General features: G+C 63.4%; 18 protein-coding genes and 2 tRNA genes. 15 read left to right on the top strand and 5 right to left on the bottom strand.

What is annotated here, in order from left to right:
• Positions 1-56: 56 nt before the first annotated feature.
• Entirely contained in the window at positions 57-1,685 is a 1,629-nt protein-coding gene (locus tag ACTIFK_RS10335) for an ATP-binding protein (RefSeq protein WP_439542983.1), read from the top strand.
• Positions 1,686-1,701: 16 nt separating this feature from the next.
• A complete protein-coding gene (locus ACTIFK_RS10330; protein WP_439542982.1) occupies positions 1,702-2,310 on the top strand; it encodes a response regulator transcription factor in 609 nt (202 codons plus the stop codon).
• A 304-nt stretch (positions 2,311-2,614) separates the two neighbouring features.
• Here the strand turns inward: ACTIFK_RS10330 and ACTIFK_RS10325 are convergent, their stop codons facing one another.
• Positions 2,615-3,121 carry a DUF892 family protein gene (locus tag ACTIFK_RS10325; protein ID WP_439542981.1) on the bottom strand — a complete coding sequence of 169 codons (507 nt, stop codon included), beginning with the start codon at positions 3,119-3,121 and terminating at the stop codon, positions 2,615-2,617.
• A gap of 139 nt (positions 3,122-3,260) precedes the next feature.
• Entirely contained in the window at positions 3,261-4,301 is a 1,041-nt protein-coding gene (locus ACTIFK_RS10320; RefSeq protein WP_439542980.1) for an ROK family protein, read from the bottom strand.
• Between the two features lie 282 nt (positions 4,302-4,583).
• On the opposite strand from ACTIFK_RS10320, the gene ACTIFK_RS10315 reads away from it, so the two are divergent.
• On the top strand, positions 4,584-5,963 hold the full coding sequence (locus ACTIFK_RS10315) for an autotransporter outer membrane beta-barrel domain-containing protein (RefSeq protein WP_439542979.1): 1,380 nt from the start codon (positions 4,584-4,586) through the stop codon (positions 5,961-5,963).
• A 101-nt stretch (positions 5,964-6,064) separates the two neighbouring features.
• On the opposite strand, the gene ACTIFK_RS10310 is transcribed toward ACTIFK_RS10315, so the two are convergent.
• Positions 6,065-6,859 (bottom strand): matrixin family metalloprotease, encoded by a 795-nt coding sequence (locus ACTIFK_RS10310; protein WP_439542978.1) that lies wholly within the window; start codon positions 6,857-6,859, stop codon positions 6,065-6,067.
• Positions 6,860-7,075: 216 nt separating this feature from the next.
• Between ACTIFK_RS10310 and ACTIFK_RS10305 the strand changes: the two genes are divergently transcribed.
• Positions 7,076-7,399, top strand: coding sequence for a hypothetical protein (locus tag ACTIFK_RS10305; protein WP_439542977.1), 324 nt, complete (start codon positions 7,076-7,078; stop codon positions 7,397-7,399).
• A gap of 106 nt (positions 7,400-7,505) precedes the next feature.
• Here the strand turns inward: ACTIFK_RS10305 and otsB are convergent, their stop codons facing one another.
• Positions 7,506-8,318 carry a trehalose-phosphatase gene (gene otsB / locus ACTIFK_RS10300; RefSeq protein WP_439542976.1) on the bottom strand — a complete coding sequence of 271 codons (813 nt, stop codon included), beginning with the start codon at positions 8,316-8,318 and terminating at the stop codon, positions 7,506-7,508.
• Positions 8,319-8,439: 121 nt separating this feature from the next.
• The gene (locus ACTIFK_RS10295) at positions 8,440-9,534 is read right to left on the bottom strand and encodes a carbohydrate kinase family protein (protein ID WP_439542975.1); all 1,095 of its coding nucleotides are present in this window, start codon (positions 9,532-9,534) and stop codon (positions 8,440-8,442) included.
• A gap of 754 nt (positions 9,535-10,288) precedes the next feature.
• On the opposite strand from ACTIFK_RS10295, the gene ACTIFK_RS10290 reads away from it, so the two are divergent.
• The 11 genes from ACTIFK_RS10290 (at position 10,289) to rpoB (ending at position 20,031) form a co-directional block, all read left to right on the top strand.
• Complete coding sequence (locus ACTIFK_RS10290) at positions 10,289-10,828, top strand: PRC-barrel domain-containing protein (protein ID WP_439542974.1); 540 nt, start codon at positions 10,289-10,291, stop codon at positions 10,826-10,828.
• A 177-nt stretch (positions 10,829-11,005) separates the two neighbouring features.
• Positions 11,006-11,079, top strand: a tRNA-Gly gene (locus ACTIFK_RS10285).
• Positions 11,080-11,382: 303 nt separating this feature from the next.
• Positions 11,383-11,706, top strand: coding sequence for a YbjQ family protein (locus ACTIFK_RS10280; protein WP_439542973.1), 324 nt, complete (start codon positions 11,383-11,385; stop codon positions 11,704-11,706).
• A gap of 203 nt (positions 11,707-11,909) precedes the next feature.
• Positions 11,910-11,985 (top strand) — tRNA-Trp (locus tag ACTIFK_RS10275).
• Positions 11,986-12,099: 114 nt separating this feature from the next.
• Positions 12,100-12,297: a preprotein translocase subunit SecE gene (gene secE / locus ACTIFK_RS10270; RefSeq protein WP_439542972.1), complete on the top strand. Its 198-nt coding sequence runs from the start codon at positions 12,100-12,102 to the stop codon at positions 12,295-12,297.
• Between the two features lie 55 nt (positions 12,298-12,352).
• Positions 12,353-12,889 (top strand): transcription termination/antitermination protein NusG, encoded by a 537-nt coding sequence (gene nusG / locus ACTIFK_RS10265; RefSeq protein WP_439542971.1) that lies wholly within the window; start codon positions 12,353-12,355, stop codon positions 12,887-12,889.
• Positions 12,890-13,043: 154 nt separating this feature from the next.
• Entirely contained in the window at positions 13,044-13,490 is a 447-nt protein-coding gene (gene rplK / locus ACTIFK_RS10260; protein WP_439542970.1) for a 50S ribosomal protein L11, read from the top strand.
• A gap of 4 nt (positions 13,491-13,494) precedes the next feature.
• On the top strand, positions 13,495-14,265 hold the full coding sequence (gene rplA / locus ACTIFK_RS10255; protein ID WP_439542969.1) for a 50S ribosomal protein L1: 771 nt from the start codon (positions 13,495-13,497) through the stop codon (positions 14,263-14,265).
• 361 nt (positions 14,266-14,626) lie between these two features.
• The gene (gene rplJ, locus ACTIFK_RS10250; protein ID WP_439542968.1) at positions 14,627-15,145 is read left to right on the top strand and encodes a 50S ribosomal protein L10; all 519 of its coding nucleotides are present in this window, start codon (positions 14,627-14,629) and stop codon (positions 15,143-15,145) included.
• A 126-nt stretch (positions 15,146-15,271) separates the two neighbouring features.
• Positions 15,272-15,640 (top strand): 50S ribosomal protein L7/L12, encoded by a 369-nt coding sequence (rplL, locus tag ACTIFK_RS10245; protein WP_439542967.1) that lies wholly within the window; start codon positions 15,272-15,274, stop codon positions 15,638-15,640.
• Positions 15,641-15,876: 236 nt separating this feature from the next.
• The gene (gene rpoB, locus ACTIFK_RS10240; protein WP_439542966.1) at positions 15,877-20,031 is read left to right on the top strand and encodes a DNA-directed RNA polymerase subunit beta; all 4,155 of its coding nucleotides are present in this window, start codon (positions 15,877-15,879) and stop codon (positions 20,029-20,031) included.
• Positions 20,032-20,073 lie beyond the last annotated feature (42 nt).

Here is a 20,073-nt window from a genome sequence, read left to right as displayed (position 1 = left end):
TACATCGGGAAGGATACCTCGGTACTTTGGCTGACATGCAGGAAGCGAGAAAAGCGATGCATGGATGGGGTCAGGAAGCTGCGGCGAGAAAGCTGCCCGTAGCCGCTCTGCTGGCCCATCCGCCGATCGTCATCGGATTGCTTTATCTTGCGAGCTACGCGCTGCTGGACTGGCTGAGCTTCATCAGCCCGATTGCGCCCGTGGGCGTCACTCCCTGGAACCCCGCGACCGGGCTGAGCTTCGCGCTCGTTCTGCTGCTTGGGCGCGAATACGTGCCGTGGCTGTTTCTCGCCCCGCTCGTCACCAGCGCGCTCGTGCTCGATTTGCCCGTGCCCATCCTCGTCCATGTCCTCGGCGCCATTATCGTCGGTGCGGGCTACGGCATTGCGACCAGCATCTTGAATTTGCCGCGTCTCGCATTCGACCGGACCCTCAGCACCAAGCAATCTCTTGTGCTGCTGATCACGGTAGCGCTTGTGAGTACCGGTATCGTCGCGGTGACGTACGTTGGCTTGCTTGCCGCCTTTGGCCTCGTGCCGAGTGGCGAGTTCGTGATGACAGCCACCCAGCTCTGGATCGGCGATATGATCGGCGTGACGGTGCTGACGCCATTCCTGCTCATCGTTTCGACGCGGCGGCGCATCCTCGTGCCCTCATTCGAGCTGGCCGCGGTCATCGTTGTGCTAGCGCTCACGCTTGCGGCGGTTTTCGGCCTTTCGGACACGTTCCGCGTCAAGCAGTTCTATCTGTTCTTCCTGCCCGTCATGTGGATGGCGGTGCGGTTCGGCCTCGAAGGCGTGACGCCGGGTTTGGTGATCGCGCAAATCGGCCTGATGACCGCCATGCACTACGCCGGCGTGAATGCGAACGAGATCACCGCCTATCAGGCTCTGATGATCGTGCTGTCCTTGACCGGCCTGACCATCGGCGCGGTGGTGAACGAGCAGCAGAAAACGCAGGCGCAACTGCGCCAGAACCAGGAAGCGCTCGAACGCGCCGCTCGCCTCGATACCATGGGCGCCTTCGCCGCCGCTCTCGCGCACGAGATCAACCAGCCGCTGACCGCCATTTCGAACTACACGCGCCTGGCCAAGATGGCCGTCGAGAAGCAACCGCCCGACAACGAAGCCGCGCGCGAAGCGGCCAAGAACGCCGTTGCTCAGGTCGACCGGGCGGCGGAAGTCGTGCGCCGCTTGCGGGATTTCATCCGGCTCGGCCACAACGAGATGCGATCGCACTCGATGACGGACCTGATCCGGGAGTCGATCTCCCATTGCCAGTTGGACGCGCAGGCAAAGAACTTGACGCTGGAAACGCGCGCGCTGCGAACGCTTCCGCCCGTCCTCTGCGACGGCCTGCAGATTCAGCAAGTATTGATTAATCTTATCCGCAATGCGGCCGAATCCATAGCCTCCGGCGCGCGGCCCGATGGCCGGATCAGTGTCGAAGCGGAGCTGTCCGGTGCTCGCGTAGTTGTGACCGTTCGTGACAACGGTCCAGGCTTCGATCCGGATATCCTGGAGCGCGCACTGACGCCGTTCACGACGACCAAAGACGAGGGCTTCGGCCTCGGATTGGCGCTTGCGCGGTCGACTGCGGAATCGCACGGCGGCCAGCTTTCGGTGGAAAGCACTGGCGGCGGCGCGTCGGTTTCCTTTACACTTCCCACGGCCAACCCGAAATGAAACGCGAGGAAAGCAAGTGACCGTAGCTTTGATCGATGACGATTCCGCAGTTCTGCATTCCATGCGGCTGCTGATCGAGAGCCGTGACATCCCTGTCGCGTGCTATGAATCGGCCGAGGCCTTCCTGAAGGAACTCCCGGCCGCCAAGCCCGCATGCGTTGTCGCGGACGTGCGTATGCCCGGCATGACCGGCCTGGAACTGCAGCGGGAGTTGAAGCACCGCAATCAGGAAGCCCCGCTCATCCTCATCAGCGGCCACGCCGATGTATCGATGGCCGTCGAGGCCTTGAAGCAGGGCGCCTTCGACTTTTTCGAAAAGCCTTACGATGGCGAGCGTCTTGCCGCGAGCGTGTCCGATGCCGTGCAGAAGGGCCGTCAGCGCTCCAGCGAGAACGTCGAGCGCGACGACATTGCCGAGCGTTTGAAGGGGCTCTCTCCGCGTCAGCGCGAGGTCCTCGAGTTCGTCGCCTCCGGCATGTCGAACAAGCAGATCGCCGCCAAGCTCAACATCAGCCCGCGCACCGTCGAGACCTATCGCGCCTGGGTGATGGAGCGCATCGGCGCGCAGAACGTCGCCGATCTGGTTCGCAAGGTGAGCGCGTTTCTGCCGGCGGAAACGAAATAGCCAGGCGGGCGTATCGGGAACTTTCGTGAGTGATTGCGGGTTAAATCGCCATAGCACTTAGGCGACGCAAGCCGCGCCGCACAGAACGAAAGATCTCAAGATGCGATACATAGTTTTATGGGCCATGGGCGTTCCAATCGCCGGTTTGATCGTTCTTCACCTTCTCGGAATGATCTGATCGGGCCAGCCCTGGACAATCGACAAAGCCGGCCCACGTGGGCCGGCTTTGTTGTTTCGAGCGGTGTGAACGGAATTGGATCGCCGGCCGCCAAATCTGGCGTTCAAGATCAGGCGTCATCGGGCGTCAGTGCAACCCGGCCTGTTCGACCATCGGCAGTTCGGGCGTAATGCCCTCCTCGATGAAGGCGAGGTCGGACAGGATGCTCGCTTGCACGAGCTCTTCGGCGATGCTGCGCCGGATGTCGCCGATCGCTTCTTCGAGTTCGCACTGCTCCGACCAGCGCAGCAGCGCTTCGTAAAGCGTGATTTCGTATCGCTTGAGGGCCAGGAGTGCGGCGGCGCATCCCTGCGTGCCGCCTTCGTGCGCGCCTGAGCAAGATTCCATGGCTTCCCGCAGCAAGGCTGTCGCCACCCAAGAGGCTTCCGTCCGCGGCTCGAGAAAGAGGACTTCGAACAGCTGCTCGATGCGCCGCAGCTGATCCTGCGACTGCCGCTCGATCTCACGGACGGCGTGCACAAGCCGCTCGTCGCTCACGGCGGCGGCGATGGCCCGCATGGTGACCATCAACTGCTTTTCGGTATCGTAGATGTGGCGCAACGTACGCATGTAGACGCGTTCGAACTTGTGCATGGCGCGACATCCGTCTCCGGCACACTGGCTGTGCCTCCCGGCACTGGCAATGACGGTAACGCGGCAGAATGCGGGCAGTTCCCTGCAGCGCAGCATCGCCGCCTGACGAACGGCGAAAAAAGTTCGATTTTCGGCTGCCTTATCGCTTGCTGCGCGTGGTGAAGCGCACGTTGCCAAGCCCGGTGCCGATCGTGAGTGCGCCCCAGTGCTTGTAGGTGCGCATGGTGGGCAATTCGCTCAAGCCCTGCACCACAGCGTCGTTGTGCATCACAACCGCCGTCTCGTGCTTCCCGATCTCCGGGATGGCCTCGCGAATGGTGGCGGGAAGATTGAACCCTTTGCTCTGCCAGTTGCCGGGCAGATTCTGCGCCCCGGTCTCGATGGACCCATCCGCGTTGATCAAGCCTGGACAGCCCACTCCGATCACCGGTGCGAGGTTGATCTTCGCCTTCGCCGCCTGCTTGAGAAGATCCTTCAGCATGTCCGTCATGCGCTCGACGGCTTCGTCACGCTTGGTCTTCTCGTCGCCATGCCGCCACAGCTCCGACTTCCACACCTCGGCCTTTTCGAGCTTGGACGACTTCTTGAGGTTCAGCTCCACGAGGCCGGTGCGGATGTTCGTGCCGCCAATGTCGACGGCGAGAATTCCGTCGAAGCCTTCCAGCGTCCACGACGGCATCAGATGCGCTGCGCCGATCAGGCCCGCCTCGTCCGGATGGTTCTTGATCAGATGCAGCTCGACGTCCGTCCCGGCGGATTTGAGCAGCACCGCCGTCCGGCCGACCGCCAATTCGCCGACCCGGCTTTGGCGGAAACCGCCGCCGACGACGATGGCTTCCGTACCCCGCCAACTCGCGCTCTTGAGGAAGCGATGGATCACATGGGTCAACTCCTGCGCGAAGGCCTCGACGGCGCTGTGCACCAGACCGGCCGCCTCGTGGTCGCCGTCTGCGAGCAGCGCATCGAGCGTCTTCTTGCTGACATCCTCGATGGCCTCGTCACCGAGCGGATCCGCGCCGAGCTTGCGCAGCGGCTCGCGCCACTCGTCCATGATGGCGTTGAAAGCCCCTCGGCTCGCCCGGTCGCCGACAAAGCCGTCTTCGTCGCGGATCTCGAGATTGTAGCTATCGACTTCGACGCTCGGCAGCGTTTTGGCGCCATGTTCGGTGATGACTGGCAAATGGGCATCCTGTGCGAGGGGAGGGAGGCGAAGGACGGGGCGCGAGAGGCATGGAAAAAGGGCGTGGAGAAAGGCTCAACGCAGTGAGAACGCGCAACGCCCCTGGAAAGTCGAACCCGCCGCGAAAAATTCTTGCAGCCGGTTATCGAGGCCGCCGGCAGAGCGTGCGCTGATGCACTGCATCATTTAGCCACCGAGGGGGTCATCCTTTGGTCCTTTTTCCGCGTCATAGAACATGTTGATCAGGCGAGAGAATTAGAACCGGAAGGAGGCGAGCGGGCGATGCAGCAAATCGTTCCTGGCCGCTCCGTGCTCGGAGTGGTTTTGTCAGGTGTGTGCGGTGTCCTGATGGCGGGCGCGAGCGAGGCGCAGGCGTATGTCAGCGCCGGGTGCAATGCCGCCAACAAAGGCGGTTTGAATACGTCCGTCATGCCCGGTAGCGGCATGGTCCGCGAGGTGCGCCTGGATGAGGGCGAGACGCTGACCCTGACAGTCACGACCAAAGGCAAAGCGGCCCTTTCCGTTCACAGCGAAGGCGACGCGGAGCGCGTGCTGCATTCCGGCCGATCGACATCGGTCGTGTTCGTTGCGCCGCGCACTGCGAGCTACGGCTTTCATATCGACGCCGACGACAGTGCGGGCGCGAGCCTCGGCGCGCGCTGCACGTCCATCACGGGCGCGGCCAACGAGCGCGCGCTGCTTGACCGCCGCAAGGCGTTCCTCTCGCAGAGCGACCCCGAGCGCATTCGCATCGATCGCCCCGCCGGCACTGCAAAACCGCTCGAAGCGCCAGGTGCGACGAACGCAAATGGCGAAATCCCGAAGGAAGTAACGGCCTCCGTCAGCGTGTCTGAGCTGCTCTCGGCCATGAATCCCGGCGCCAAGAAGGATCCCGGCATTCTCGATTTCTGGTTCGAGGGCCGTTACATGAACTACGACACCGGCAGCTTTCAGACGCGCGAGTCCGACGGCAACTTCAGCGTCATGTACTTCGGCAGCAAATACATGGTCGGCCCGGACATCATGATCGGCGCGCTGGCTCAGTTCGATCAAACCGGAGAGGCGCTGGGGACCGGCAACAAGGCGTCCGCCAGCGGTTGGATGGCGGGTCCCTATGTCAGCGTCCGTTTCGGACCGGGCATCATCTTCGATGGCCGCGCGGCCTGGGGCACGGCGCAGAACCTGCCGCTGGGGATCGCCATCGATACCACATCGGCCGACCGGAGCCTGCTTCGCGGAACCGTTCGCGGCACACGCCAGTACGGCGGTTGGGACGTCACGCCCAAGGTCGGTCTCAGTTACGTCGAGGACACGCCGGGACGCCTGCCGGTTAGTTCGGCCGAGGGATCATCGCAGACGCCGGCGGGCACAGGGCGTCTCGACGTCGTGCCGGAGGTGAAGCGCCGCTTCGACATCAACAGCGAAACGTACATCGAGCCGCGCATCGCGGCCGGCGGGTTCCTGTCGTTCGGCGAAATGTCCGCCCTTAACCCCGGCACGTCGGTCGTGCCCGAAGTGCAGTGGAAGGCCGAGGCCGGCGTCGCCCTCGGCAAGAAGGACGGCGTCAACTGGCAGGCCACCGGAGGCGTCGAGACGGGCGCGGCGACCGTCCAGGACAACTGGTCCGGCCGCCTGCAGCTCAACATGCCGCTTGGGAAATAGTGGGACATAGCGTTCGGAGCACGTCGGCAGAGCTTGGACGTGAAAGCGGCGGCACCCCAGGGGCGCCGCCGCAAACGTATCCGGTCATGTCGCGGCGCCGGCTACGGCTTTGCCGCGTCCGAAAGCCCCAAAGCGTTTGCCGGGTGCCCTGCGCGCGTCGCGTTCGAGCGCGCGTGGCCGAACTGGAGGTGCGGGTTCGGCGTTGATCCCTTGCGGCCGTAAAGCGCCGCCGCGCCTTCGATGTCGCCCGGCTGAAGCTCGCGCGACTTCTCGACATAGCGAAATGACATCAGCTGCCCTTCTGGCCCCGGATGGTCGAGCCCGATGGCGTGTCCGATCTCGTGCGTCATCGTGAACCGCAGATCGTAGACGTCGAGGTTGCCGTCGAAGCCGATTTTCCACGGCTGACGGGGATTGAGGCAGATGAGCGACTGGCGGATGTCACCCACGCCCTCGGACGAGCGCGGCTCGGAGGTCGCGAGCGCCACGTTGGTGAAGGCGCGTCCGCGCGGCTTGGCGTCCGCGCCGATCAGGATGCCCGCGTCCGCGACCGAGGATGTCTCTTCGAACGCGATGTTGGCGGCCTGCTCCCAAAGCGTGAAGGCGGCGCGTACCTCGCGGCGGAAATCGTCGTCACGGATATTGGATGGGCCGAGCGCCGCGCCGGGCGGCAGCATGGCGCCGCAATTCCGTGCCCCCGCGAACGAGGTGGGTGCGGTCAGGAAGGCATAGGTGATCTTGGCAGGCATCCCGTGCGCCGGCAGCCGCCAGCGGACGGCGTCGCGGCCGTCCAATTCGAGCAGGCGATACGTCTCGGCTGATGCCGGTTGCCCCGCAACCAGCAGGCCTGACGCCAGACACAGCGCCAAACGGCCAAAGCCGGCAAGTCCCCTCAAGTGCAGCTCCCCAAAGCCATCCCCCGTAGTGATTGTGCATACACCCTTCCTAGGGTGCACCGCAATATGGGTCAATGTTTGAAGGTATTGCGGTGCGACTGCGCGCAAACCTCATCAGTAGTCGGTCCATACTGAGGGGATTCGGCAGTGGAACCAAAGGGCTAGCAGGTCCGTTAACCCATCCGATCACGCGGAAAAATGTGGAGAAACGTCCTTATGAACTACAAAGCGACGATCCTCGCGGCTGTCATGGCCGCGGCCTCGCTGCAGCTTGCCGGCGCCGCCAATGCCGCGCCCGTTGGGCCCGTGCAGAATGCTGTCACGACCGAACGCGCCAATCTGCAGTCCGTGGACTATCGGCCGTATCGCCACTGCCACCGCAACAAATGGGGGAGGAAGTGGTGCCATGGTGGCGCGCATCGCCGTCACGGCTACTACGGCTATGGCCCGAGCGTGAACCTCTACATCGGACGCGGCCATCGGCATCACCACCATGGCCATCGCGGACACCGCGGCCATCGTGGTCACGGTCGTCACTAACGCTCATGCCTGACTGAAGTTGAAGGCCTGTCCGGGACACCGGGCAGGCCTTTTTCGTCCGGCAGATGCGGCCCCGCCGGCAGATGCGGCCCCGAGAGCGGCAGGTCTAGTGTCGCGGCTGGATTTGCTCGATCACGGTGAGCCTGTGGGCGAGCTGCTCCAGCCAGCGCACGACGGCGCGCGGCCCGGCGAGGTCGGCCCGGTCGTCGCCGTAATGCTCGCCTGCCACGCGCAGTGCGAACCCGTTCATGCTCTCCGCCACGGAAAACGCGGCCTCGTCCCCGATGTCGTCGCCGATCATGATCGGCACGCGGTTTCGGAAGGCGGGCAGTTTTGCGAGAGCGGCAAGCGCCGTACCCTTGGAGAGCCCGGAGGGCACGAGTTCGAACAACTTTTTGCCGCGCAGGATTTCGAACACCCCGGCATGCCTGTCGAGTGCGGTCTGAAGCGCGGCGAGGACCAACGGCTCCGCGCCGGGCGCAAGCCGGTAGTGAACGGCGAGACCAGGCCCCTTCGGCTCGACGATGATGCCAGGCACCGACGCGGCCAGCGCGCGCATGTCGGCGAGAAGGTCGTCGGGCAGGCGCGCCTGAACCCGCTCGATGTCGAATTCGGGACCTATGCGCAACTCCGCGCCATGAATGCCGGAGCCCGCCAAGCGGAGAGGACGCAGGATGTGGTCGATGTCGCCCAGGATGCGCCCGGTGACGATCGCAACCGCGCCGTCGAGGCTGTAGTGGAGGCGCTGCAGAAGCGGAATGAGGCCGTCCGGGACCTGCACGAGTTCGGGCGTCGGCGCGAGCTCAAGAAGCGTCCCGTCGACATCGAGAAACAGTGCGCACGCCCTCGGGTTGCCCAGCATGAAGTTGGTGCACGCGCTGAGACGTGGCGAGATCGGCACTGTCGTTTCCGCAACCATTTCTCTCTCTTGGGTCCTTCGCGTTCGCTGGCGGCAGGCGGCACATTCTAGCCCGGTCCGATGCTTCGCGGTCGAACATGACGACGGTATGGCCGCTGCCTGTGCTTATCACCGCCCGTGCTCACAAGGGCCATCCGATCACATGTGGCGGCGCCCTCGCTTCCGCCAGCCGTCCGTCGAGTTCGCCGCGCGCAAGAAGTCCGCTGCGCGTGTCGATGAAGCCGAGCACGCTTGCGGCATTGTTCGCGGCGGCGCGCAGCGCGAAATCGGGCGCGGCGCCGAGGGCGATGTAGGCCGCGAAGGTCGAGCCGAACGCATCTCCGGCGCCCGCCGTGCCCGCCACCTCAACCTCGACCGCCGGGCAATAGATCATCCGCCCGTTGGATGCCGCGAAGGCGCCGTCCTTGCCGTCCGTCAGCACCACGCTGCCCACGCCTTCCCCGGTGAGGGCGCGAAAGAATGCGCGTACGCTAATGGTGCGCCCGTTGGCATTGAGGCCGCGCGTCGCGAGGCGGGGCAGGCGGAGTTCGCCGGGAAACGGCAGCGCATCGTCGTCGGCGGGCACATCGCGATCGAGCAGCGACAGCACGTCTTCGGCCTCATGCCGGTTCAGGGACAGGATGCTGATCTCGGACAGTGCGGTCTTGAAGGCGGCGCTGTGCGCGTGGAGCTGGCGCGTCCCCGGATTGACCGCCACGCGCGCCTGGGCGGCCCGGGCCTTTTCGACCAGCAGCGGAAAGCACCGAGCGGCCTCGTTGGATAGATTTGCGATGTAGACGAGATCGACCGCGAAGGCCCGGTCGTCGATGTCCTCGGGCTCGAGCAGCGTGTTCGCGCCGCGAAACGTAAACACGCCCGCATTGCGATCGTGCGACGACACGAGCACCGAGGACCCGGTCGGCGCGCGTCCGTCACGGAGAACCCACTGCGCGGAGATTCGTTCTTCCGCGAGGCTCGCGAGGATTTGCTCACCTCTTCGGTCGTCGCCGATTTTGATGAGCGTTGCGCAATCGAATCCGAGACGCGCAAACGAGATCGCCGTATTCACCGCCCCGCCGCCGCAATGCATGGAAATGTCGATCGCCTCGGTCTTTCGCCCGTCTTCCAGCAAGAGATATGAGGTTCCCGCGTTGAGCAGCGACATGCGTTCGATGGCGGAGTTCTCGATGATCGCGATGGTGTCGATCATGGCGCCGCCGACGGTCAGCACCTTCATGGCTAAGGGCCCTCGTCGGTGGACAGGAAGATGAATAAAATTCTGTGTTCGGGATCAACGCGGAAGTCGGGCCCCCGGTTCCGGACAGGGTTCAGTTCCGGACAGGGCTCCAGAGAGCCGCGCTAAGTCCAAGTGGCGCGCAAAGTTTAAGAGGCGAAGGGGCTGCGGTTGGTGCCGGCCCGCGCTTTGCGCCAACCAACAAGTCAGTCAAGCCCGCCAGGTTGGTCGTGCGCGACCCGATCAGTCGTGCTCGACCCAGACAAGCCACGCCAGCACACCGAAGGTTAGGATGATGACTGAGAGCGTGAGAGTAGACGATAAAATGGCCGTCACTCCTGATTGGGCCGGGACCGCGCACAGCGGCCCGAACAAGGTCTAGAAATCCGGCGATCCGAACGCGATTGGCAATGCGAGCGATGAGCCGGACGCGCCATCAACGCGCACTCTTTGCCCGGGTTCCGGGCGTGCGGCTACGTGTGCGGCGACAGAGTCTCTGTCATGAATACGCGCGTAACTCCGCAGCTTAGATAACGGCCTGTCGGCTGCGGGAAGTGTGCAGTTCTCGCGCATTTTATGTGCACAGTTTTGGCGCTCACGGAGGAACCATGGACTGGAGAAAGAGTTAGTTCGGCAAGCGCGCGAGTTGCTCGCTTAGTGCATGCGGTGAGGTGTGCGCGTGTGGGCGCTGAGCCATTCGGGCTTGCCGTTCTTGTTTCATGCGCCTCGTCGCGGAAAACGAACAAGGAGACGACCGATGAAATCCAAGCTGCTCTCGGCAATCTGTATGCCGGCCGCTCTCGCCATTGGCGCAGCGACCGCAATGGCACAAGATGCGAACCCGCCTGCTTCACCGTCGCCCGCGCCGGCAGAGCGCGCGCCTGATCCCGCTGCGCCGTCACCCTCGCCGGCTCCGTCCGCTGCTCCGGCCAACCCCGCTCCGTCGCCGTCGGCTGAGGCTCCGGCCCCGTCGTCCGACACGGCAAAGAGCGCAAGCAACTTCTCTTCGACGCAGTCCGCCGATGAGTGGCGTTCGTCGAAGCTGGTCGGCATGGCCGTCTATAACCGCGCCAACGAGCGCGTCGGCGATATCAACGACCTGATCCTTGGTCCGGACGGCAAGATCGCCAGCGCCGTGATCGGCGTCGGTGGTTTCCTCGGCATCGGCGAAAAGCTGGTCGCAGTGGACTTCTCTGAGCTTCAGCTCAACCGCGATGCGGACGGCACGATGCGGGCAACCGTCAACAGCACCAAGGAGTCGCTGGAATCGGCGCCGGACTACAAGTTCGCCAAGTAACTTCGGCGGCACTGTCTAAGGGAGAGGAGCGAGCGATCGCTCCTTTTTCTTATGCCGCAGGCATCGGCCCTGAGCGGACGTTGTCGAAGGCCGCCTGGGCGCTTCCCATGATCAGAATTTGATCCTATAAGGGCGCCCCACGGCTCGCCGTGCCGGGATCGGCATGCGGGCCGCAATGCGGGTGTAGCTCAATGGTAGAGCAGCAGCCTTCCAAGCTGAATACGTGGGTTCGATTCCCATCACCCGCTCCATCCGCCTCCGCCAAGGCTTCGGCGGGATCGATGGCGGAGCAACGGCGCAACACGCGCAACGCTGGAGGCGGATGTCCCGCCGTAGCTTCAGCGAAGGGGGCCACCGGATTTCAGCTGAACTACATCGCCGATCGCAAAATTCATCTGTGCCGCGGTTGGGCGGCTGTAGTGGTCCTGCTTGTCAGGCCACCGGCGCGTCATTCTGAAAGCCTTTCGGACGCCCGTCCGCCGTGGCAGGTTCGCCCGGCAGCGAACGCTGGCACCGGCTGACGTTCGCGGCATCAGGCACCGGGGGAGCGCTCTATGATTGTCACCACCACCAATGGGCTCGAGGGCTACCGCATCGTCCGCCACATCGGCGTCGTGCGCGGACTGACCGTGAGGTCGCGCAGCGTCGTCGGCAATATCGGCGCCGCCATCCAGATCCTGTTCGGGGGGAACATCTCGGTCTACACCAAGCTCGCCGAACAAACCCGTCAGGAAGCCTTCGACCTGATGATGGCGCACGCCGAGGAAGCCGGCGCGAATGCCGTCCTCGCCATGCGCTACGACGCCAACGAAATTGCGTCCGCCGTCACGGAGGTCTTGGCGTACGGCACGGCCGTCGTTGTGGAAAAAGCCGATTGATCGGCGCCGGATAGACGCAGAAAACGGCGGTCAGGCCACGGATGCTCACGGTGCGTGCGCCGCAAAAGCTGATGTTCGCTGCGCGTGTCATAAGAAAGTGGCCGCGAGGCGGTGACAAACCGAAAAAGTTCAGCTAAGGATGCCGCCCCCGCATTAGGCATGTGCGCCTTTCGCGTCGTTATGGCGCGCAATTGTCATTGCGAAGGGGAGTAGCTCAATTGGTAGAGCGTCGGTCTCCAAAACCGAAGGCTGGGGGTTCGAGCCCCTCCTCCCCTGCCACAGGTTTCGGAGCGGATCAGTAACGAGGGCCCACTGATCCGGCTCGTAAGGACAAAACCCCAATCAAACTGGGGATGCGTCAATTTGTCACATGGCGCTCGGGAAGCGGTTTTGATGTCGAAGTTCAATCCGTTCGAATTTGTGCAAGAGGTAAGGCAGGAGGTTTCCAAAGTCACCTGGCCGACATGGAAAGAGGTGTGGGTTACCACCCTCATGGTCCTGATCATGGTGTCTTTGGCGTCGGCCTTTTTCCTGATGACGGATTTTGCCCTCGGGCATTTGGTCAACATGGTGCTTGGGCTCCGCCGTTGATGCGGCAGGAGCACCGGATCGCGATCGCCCTCGTGGCGAAGGACAAGATTTGAGAATGGCCAAGCGCTGGTACATCGTTCACGCCTACACCAACTTCGAACGCAAGGTGGCAGATGCCATCAAGGAGCGTGCGCGGGCGGCTGGTCTTGAAGACGTGTTCGAGGAAGTCGTCGTGCCGACCGAAGAGGTCGTCGAGGTCAAGCGCGGGCGTAAGGTCCAGTCCGAGCGGAAGTTCCTGCCGGGCTACGTGCTCGTGAAGATGGAGATGTCGGACGCCGCGTTCGTGCTCATCAAGAACACGCCGAAGGTGACGGGCTTCCTGGGTGCCGACAACAAGCCGATCGCGATCTCGGACGATGAGGCGGCGCGCATCCTCAATCAGGTCAAGGAAGGCGTCGAGCGTCCGAAGCCCTCGATCATTTACGAGATCGGCGAGCAGGTCAAAGTCGTGGACGGGCCGTTTGCCTCGTTCCAGGGCGAAGTGGAAGAGGTCGATGGGGAGCGGTCGCGCCTCAAGGTCGGCGTTTCGATTTTCGGCCGCAAGACGCCTGTCGAACTCGAGTTCGGGCAGGTGGAGAAGGTGCCGGCATAGGTTTCATGAACTTCCGGCGCATCTAGCGCCGGTCGCGGACAACGGATCGGCCGCTGATGCGGCAGGCCGTGTCCAATTTTGCGGGAGGGCTCTCAAAGCCCGCTGACCGCTAACCCTGAGGAAGCAGTGCTTCCTCGAAAACTTAGGGGATACGATGGCGAAGAAAATTGACGGCTACATCAACCTTCAGGTCCCGGCGGGAGCGGCTAACCCCTCTCCGCCGATCGGCCCCGCGCTTGGCCAGCGCGGCGTCAACATCATGGAATTCTGCAAGTCCTTCAACGCAAAGACGAAGGACCTGGAGCAGGGTACTCCGATTCCGGTGAAGATCACGGTCTTTTCCGACCGCTCGTTCACGTTCGAAATGCGCACGCCTCCGGCGACCTTCCTGATCAAGAAGGCAGCAGGCATGAAGGCGACCGGCAAGGGTGGCTCGGGTTCTAAGAACCCCGGTCGCGACGTCGCTGGAACGATCACTTTGGCTCAGCTCCGCGACATCGCGAAGGTGAAGATCAAGGACATGAACACGGACGATCTGGATCAGGCCACCAAGACGATCGCTGGCTCCGCCCGCTCGATGGGCCTCAAGGTGGTGGAGTAGTCACATGGCAAAAGAAGCAACCAAAGAGAAGTCTGGCGCCAACGCCGATAAGGCCGCCGCTGCACGCCTCGCCGGCGGCAAGCGCAATGCCGAAGTCCAGAAGGGCATCGACGCCAACAAGGCATACGCCATTGACGAGGCCGTGCGCCTCATCAAGGAACGCGCCAAGGCCAAGTTCGACGAGACCGTCGAAGTTGCGATGAACCTCGGCGTCGATCCGAAGCACGCCGACCAGATGGTCCGCGGCGTCTGCAACCTGCCGAACGGCTCCGGCCGTACGGCCCGCGTTGCCGTGTTCGCGCGTGGCGCCAAGGCCGAAGAAGCCAAGGCCGCTGGCGCCGACTTGGTGGGCGCAGAGGACCTGGTCGAGATCGTCTCGAAGGGCACGATCAACTTCGATCGCTGCATCGCGACGCCCGACATGATGGGCCTCGTCGGCCGCCTCGGTAAGGTGCTCGGCCCCCGCGGCCTGATGCCGAACCCGCGCGTCGGCACCGTGACCATGGACGTCGTCGGCGCCGTCAAGGGTGCCAAGGGCGGCTCCGTCGAGTTCCGCGTCGAGAAGGCTGGCATCGTCCACGCCGGCGTCGGCAAGGCGAGCTTCACGGAAACCGCGCTCGTCGAGAACATCAAGGCGTTCGTCGAAGCGGTCACCAAGGCGAAGCCGGCCGGTTCGAAGGGCACGTATATCAAGAAGGTGTCGCTCAGCTCGACCATGGGGCCTGGCCTCAAGATCGACACCGGCACTGTCGTTTCCGCAACGCCGTCGGCCTAAGGCTCGGCGCGTTGAACACGAATTCGGTGCCGCGGGGCTTGCTCCCGGCACTGGATCTCCGGCGCAAGGACCTTTCGGGGTCTACGAGCCGGAGACCTGTCCAAGATTGATGGGCGCCGATCCGGTTCTCCGGTGACGCTTAATCCTCTCGAACGAGGGCCCGCATGAGACGGGAGACCACCCGGATTTCAGGCCTTCTGGCCCCGATCCGGTATGAGCCTTCTGGGTCAGCACCGTGCCGTACTTACGAGCGCGCGGTCGGACAGGACGAGCGTCGCAGCCGGCTTCCTTCGGGAAGTGAAGCTGCGGCAGGTGCAACCCGCGACGGGGTGAAAGCCTCGATCGCAACCAGGAGTGAGCAGTGGATAGAGCCGCAAAACAGGCGCTCGTAACGTCCCTCCACGACGTGTTGAAAGACACGGGCGTGGTCGTCGTTGCCCACAACACCGGCATGGTGGCGGCCCAAGTGGGAGAATTCCGCAAGCGCGTTAAAGAAGCTGGCGGGTCTGTCAAAGTGGCCAAGAACAGGCTGGTGAAGCTCGCGCTCAAGGACACCAACGCTGAGGGTATTTCTGATCTTTTCGCAGGGCCGACCGTATTGGCCTATTCGAAGGATCCGATTGCCGCAGCGCGGATCGCCGTCAAGTACGCCAAGGAAAACGACAAGCTCGTGATCCTCGGCGGCGCGATGGGCGCCTCCATCCTTGACGCGAACGGCGTCAAAGCACTCGCTGAACTGCCCTCGCTTGATGAGCTGAGAGCCAAGCTGATCGGACTGTTGAACGCGCCGGCGACGAAGATCGCCCGCACGATCGCAGAACCCGGCGCACAGCTCGCACGCGTCATTCAGGCCAAGGCATCTCAAAGCGAAGCTGCATAACGCAACCGTGGCCGAGCGACGTACGCAAATGCGTGCGCATCAACTCTGAAAACGGCGCGTCCCGAACCGAGCGAAGGCTGGGACAATGCGCCTCTCTCAAAGGCTAAACCGGAAGGACTATATACGATGTCGGATCTCGCAAAGATTGTTGACGACCTGTCGAAGCTGACCGTTCTCGAAGCAGCTGAACTCGCCAAGCTTCTCGAAGAGAAGTGGGGCGTCTCGGCTGCTGCTGCCGTTGCCGTTGCCGCAGCTCCTGCTGCTGCTGCTGCCGTCGAAGAGCAGACCGAGTTCACCGTCATCCTGAAGTCGGGCGGCGACAAGAAGATCAACGTTATTAAGGAAGTTCGCGCCATCACGGGCCTCGGCCTGAAGGAAGCCAAGGACCTCGTTGAGGCCGGCGGCAAGACCGTGAAGGAAGGCGTCTCCAAGGACGAAGCTGCAAAGCTGAAGAAGCAGCTTGAGGACCAGGGCGCGGTCGTCGAGCTGAAGTAAAGCATCGGTGAGCAGGCAACGGACACAGGGTCAAACCTGCTGCCTGTTGCCTGCGATCTGCTGCCCAGACGGTTCACCGGAGGGTCTCGAGCGGGTCAAAACCCCGCGAACAGGCCCTCCGGCGAGCCGTTTAAAGAGTTCAAAGAAGAAGCGCAGGGGATGGCGACCTCGGCGCTGGCAAAATATGGCGAGTGGTGCGCACCCCCGGCGCAACCCCGACGAGATGAGGAGCGGACATGGCTGAGACCTTCAACGCCAGGAAGCGGATTCGTAAGCAGTTCGGTCACATCCGCGAAGTGGCGCAAATGCCGAATCTCATCGAGGTTCAGAAGAGTTCCTACGACGAATTCCTGATGGTCAAGGAGCCGGCCGGCGGCCGCTCTCACGACCATGGCCTGCAGGCCGTTTTCAAGTCCGTGTTCCCGATCTCCGACTTCTCGGGCCGCGCGACGCTCGAGTTCGTGCGCTACGACTTCGAGCCGCCGAAGTATGACGTCGACGAGTGCATGCAGCGCGATATGACCTTCGCGGCGCCGCTCAAAGTCAAGCTGCGCCTGATCGTGTTCGACATCAACGAAGAAACCGGCTCGAAGTCGATCAAGGACGTCAAGGAGCAGGACGTCTACATGGGCGACATGCCGCTCATGACGCTCAACGGCACCTTCGTCATCAACGGCACCGAGCGCGTGATCGTCTCGCAGATGCACCGTTCGCCGGGCGTGTTCTTCGATCACGACCGCGGTCGCACGCACGCCTCGGGCAAGCTGCTGTTCGCAGCCCGCATCATTCCCTATCGCGGCTCGTGGCTCGACTTCGAGTTCGACGCCAAGGACAACGTCTACGTTCGCATCGACCGCCGCCGCAAGCTTCCGGTGACGACGCTGCTGTATGCGCTCGGCCTCGACGACGAGACGATCCTCTCGACGTTCTACAAGATGATTCCGATCAAGGAATCGAAGCGCGGCTGGAAGATGCCGTTCATGTCCGACAAGATGCGCGGCATGACCCCGCTTGCCGACCTCATGGACGCCAAGTCGGGCGACGTGGTCGCTAAGGCTGGCGAAAAGGTCACCGCCCGCCGGGCGCGCGAACTGGCCGAGAACGGCCTCAAGGAAATCCTCGTTTCGTCCGAGGATCTCGCCGGGCGTTACATCGCCGAGGACATCGTCGATCTCGAAAACGGCCAGATCTACGCCGAAGCCGGCGCCGAGCTGGACGCGAAGCTGCTTGCCGAGTTGAAGGATCAGAAGGTCAAGGAATTCCACGTCCTCGACATCGATCACGTCAACATCGGCCCGTTCATCCGCAATACGCTGAACATCGACAAGAACTCGAACGGCGACGAAGCGCTGATGGATATCTACCGGGTCATGCGCCCGGGCGAGCCGCCGACCATCGAAGCGGCCACGAACCTGTTCCACTCGCTGTTCTTCGACAGCGAGCGCTATGACCTGTCGGCTGTCGGCCGCGTCAAGATGAACATGCGCCTCGAGCTCGACGCGCCGGACACGATGCGCGTCCTGCGCCGCGAGGACATCCTCGCCGTCATCAAGACGCTGGTCGACCTGCGCGACGGCCGCGGCGAGATCGACGACATCGACCATCTCGGGAACCGCCGCGTCCGGTCGGTCGGCGAGCTGATGGAGAACCAGTACCGCGTCGGCCTGCTCCGCATGGAGCGCGCCATCAAGGAGCGCATGAGCTCGGTCGAAATCGACACGGTCATGCCGCAGGATCTGATCAACGCCAAGCCGGCGGCCGCCGCCGTGCGCGAGTTCTTCGGCTCCTCGCAGCTCTCGCAGTTCATGGACCAGACCAACCCGCTCTCCGAGATCACGCACAAGCGTCGTCTCTCGGCGCTCGGCCCAGGCGGCTTGACGCGTGAACGCGCGGGCTTCGAAGTCCGCGACGTGCATCCGACGCACTACGGCCGTATCTGCCCGATTGAGACGCCGGAAGGCCCGAACATCGGCCTCATTAACTCGCTCGCGACGTTCGCGCGCGTGAACAAGTACGGCTTCATCGAGAGCCCCTACCGCAAGGTGAAAGACGGCAAGGTCACCGACACGGTCGTCTATCTCTCCGCCATGGAGGAGATGCGCCACCACGTCGCCCAGGCCAACGCCCACATCGACGCCAAGAACAACCTCACCGAGGACCTCGTCACCGTTCGCTACTCCGGCGACGTGATGCTCGTCCCCGTCGAGAAGGTCGACTACATCGACGTCTCGCCGAAGCAGCTCGTGTCGGTCGCCGCGGCGCTCATCCCGTTCCTTGAGAACGACGACGCCAACCGCGCCCTCATGGGCTCGAACATGCAGCGTCAGGCTGTTCCGCTCGTGAAGGCGGAAGCGCCTCTCGTCGGCACCGGCATGGAAGAGGTCGTCGCGCGTGACTCGGGCGCCGCCATCGCCGCCCGCCGCGCCGGCATCGTCGACCAGGTGGACGCCACGCGTATCGTCATCCGCGCAACCGACGAGACCGATCCGTCGAAGCCGGGCGTCGACATCTACCGTCTGCGCAAGTTCCAGCGCTCGAACCAGAACACCTGCATCAACCAGCGTCCGCTGATCAACGTCGGCGACCGTGTCGAAGCCGGTGAGATCGTGGCCGACGGTCCTTCGACCGATCTCGGCGATCTGGCGCTCGGCAAGAACGTGCTCGTCGCGTTCATGCCGTGGATGGGCTACAACTTCGAGGACTCCATCCTCCTCTCCGAGCGCGTCGTGTACGACGACGTTTTCACCTCGATCCACATCGAGGAATTCGAGGTCATGGCCCGCGACACCAAGCTCGGGCCGGAAGAAATCACGCGTGACATTCCGAACGTTTCGGAAGAAGCGCTGAAGAACCTCGACGAAGCCGGCATCGTCTACATCGGCGCCGAAGTGAACCCGGGCGACATCCTCGTCGGCAAGATCACGCCGAAGGGCGAAAGCCCGATGACGCCGGAAGAAAAGCTCCTGCGCGCCATCTTCGGCGAAAAGGCCTCCGACGTGCGCGACACGTCTCTGCGCCTGCCGCCGGGCGTCTCGGGCACCATCGTCGAAGTGCGCGTCTTCAATCGTCACGGCGTCGACAAGGACGAGCGTGCGATGGCCATCGAGCGCGAGGAGATCGAGCGTCTCGCCAAGGACCGCGACGACGAGCTGCAGATCCTGGACCGCAACGTTTATGCGCGTCTCAAGGACTCGCTGATGGGCAAGGAAGTGTCCAAGGGTCCGAAGGGCGCCCGCAAGGGCACCGAGATCGACGAGCCGGCCCTCGCCGACATCCCGCGTAGCCAGTGGTGGGAAATCGGCCTCAAGGACGAGAAGGCCCAGGCCGAGCTCGAAGCGATCAACAAGCAGTACGAGGAGGCCAAGAAGAGCCTCGAACGCCGCTTCGTCGACAAGGTCGACAAGCTCCAGCGCGGCGACGAGTTGCCGCCGGGCGTCATGAAAATGGTCAAGGTCTTCGTCGCTGTGAAGCGCAAGATCCAGCCGGGCGACAAGATGGCCGGCCGTCACGGCAACAAGGGCGTCGTCTCGCTCATCGTGCCGTGCGAGGACATGCCGTTCCTCGAGGACGGCACGCACGTCGACGTGGTGCTGAACCCGCTGGGCGTGCCGTCGCGCATGAACGTCGGACAGATCCTCGAGACGCATCTTGGTTGGGCTTGCCGCGGTCTCGGCCGCATCATCGACGAGGCGTTGAAGGAATTCCACGCCTCCGGTAAGGCCGAACAGCTCCGCCAGGAGATGGAGAAGATCTACGGTAAGGAAGTCATCAAGGCGTCCATCAAGGACAACGATCTGGCGACCGCCGCTGAGAAGCTGACCAAGGGCGTGCCGATTGCAACGCCCGTGTTCGACGGAGCCAAGGAAGCCGACATCGTCGAGATGCTGGAAGCGGCCGGCTTCGACAGCTCGGGCCAGGTCCGTCTGTTCGACGGCCGCACGGGCGAGCAGTTCGATCGCCAGGTCACGGTTGGTTACAAGTACGTCCTGAAGCTGCACCATCTTGTCGACGACAAGATCCATGCTCGCTCGATCGGCCCGTACAGCCTCGTCACCCAGCAGCCGCTGGGCGGTAAGGCCCAGTTCGGTGGTCAGCGTTTCGGCGAAATGGAGGTCTGGGCGCTCGAAGCCTACGGCGCCGCCTACACGCTGCAGGAAATGCTCACCGTCAAATCGGACGACGTCGCAGGCCGCACCAAGGTCTACGAGGCCATCGTCCGCGGCGACGACGCGTTCGAGGCCGGCGTGCCGGAAAGCTTCAACGTGTTGGTCAAGGAAATGCGCGCGCTCGGCCTCAACGTCGAGCTGCTCAACTCCGAAGTGCCGGCCGTCGAAGCCACGCAGGAAGCACCGCAGGAGCGTCCGCAGCTTCCGCCTGCCGCCGCCGAGTAGAACGATACGACGGGAAGTCCGGGCCATGTCCGGACTTCCCCT

Origin of the sequence: Hyphomicrobium sp. (assembly GCF_051860585.1) — a bacterium.
Classification (GTDB): Bacteria; Pseudomonadota; Alphaproteobacteria; order Rhizobiales; family Hyphomicrobiaceae; genus Hyphomicrobium_C.
This window is presented reverse-complemented; position numbering and strand designations above follow the sequence as displayed.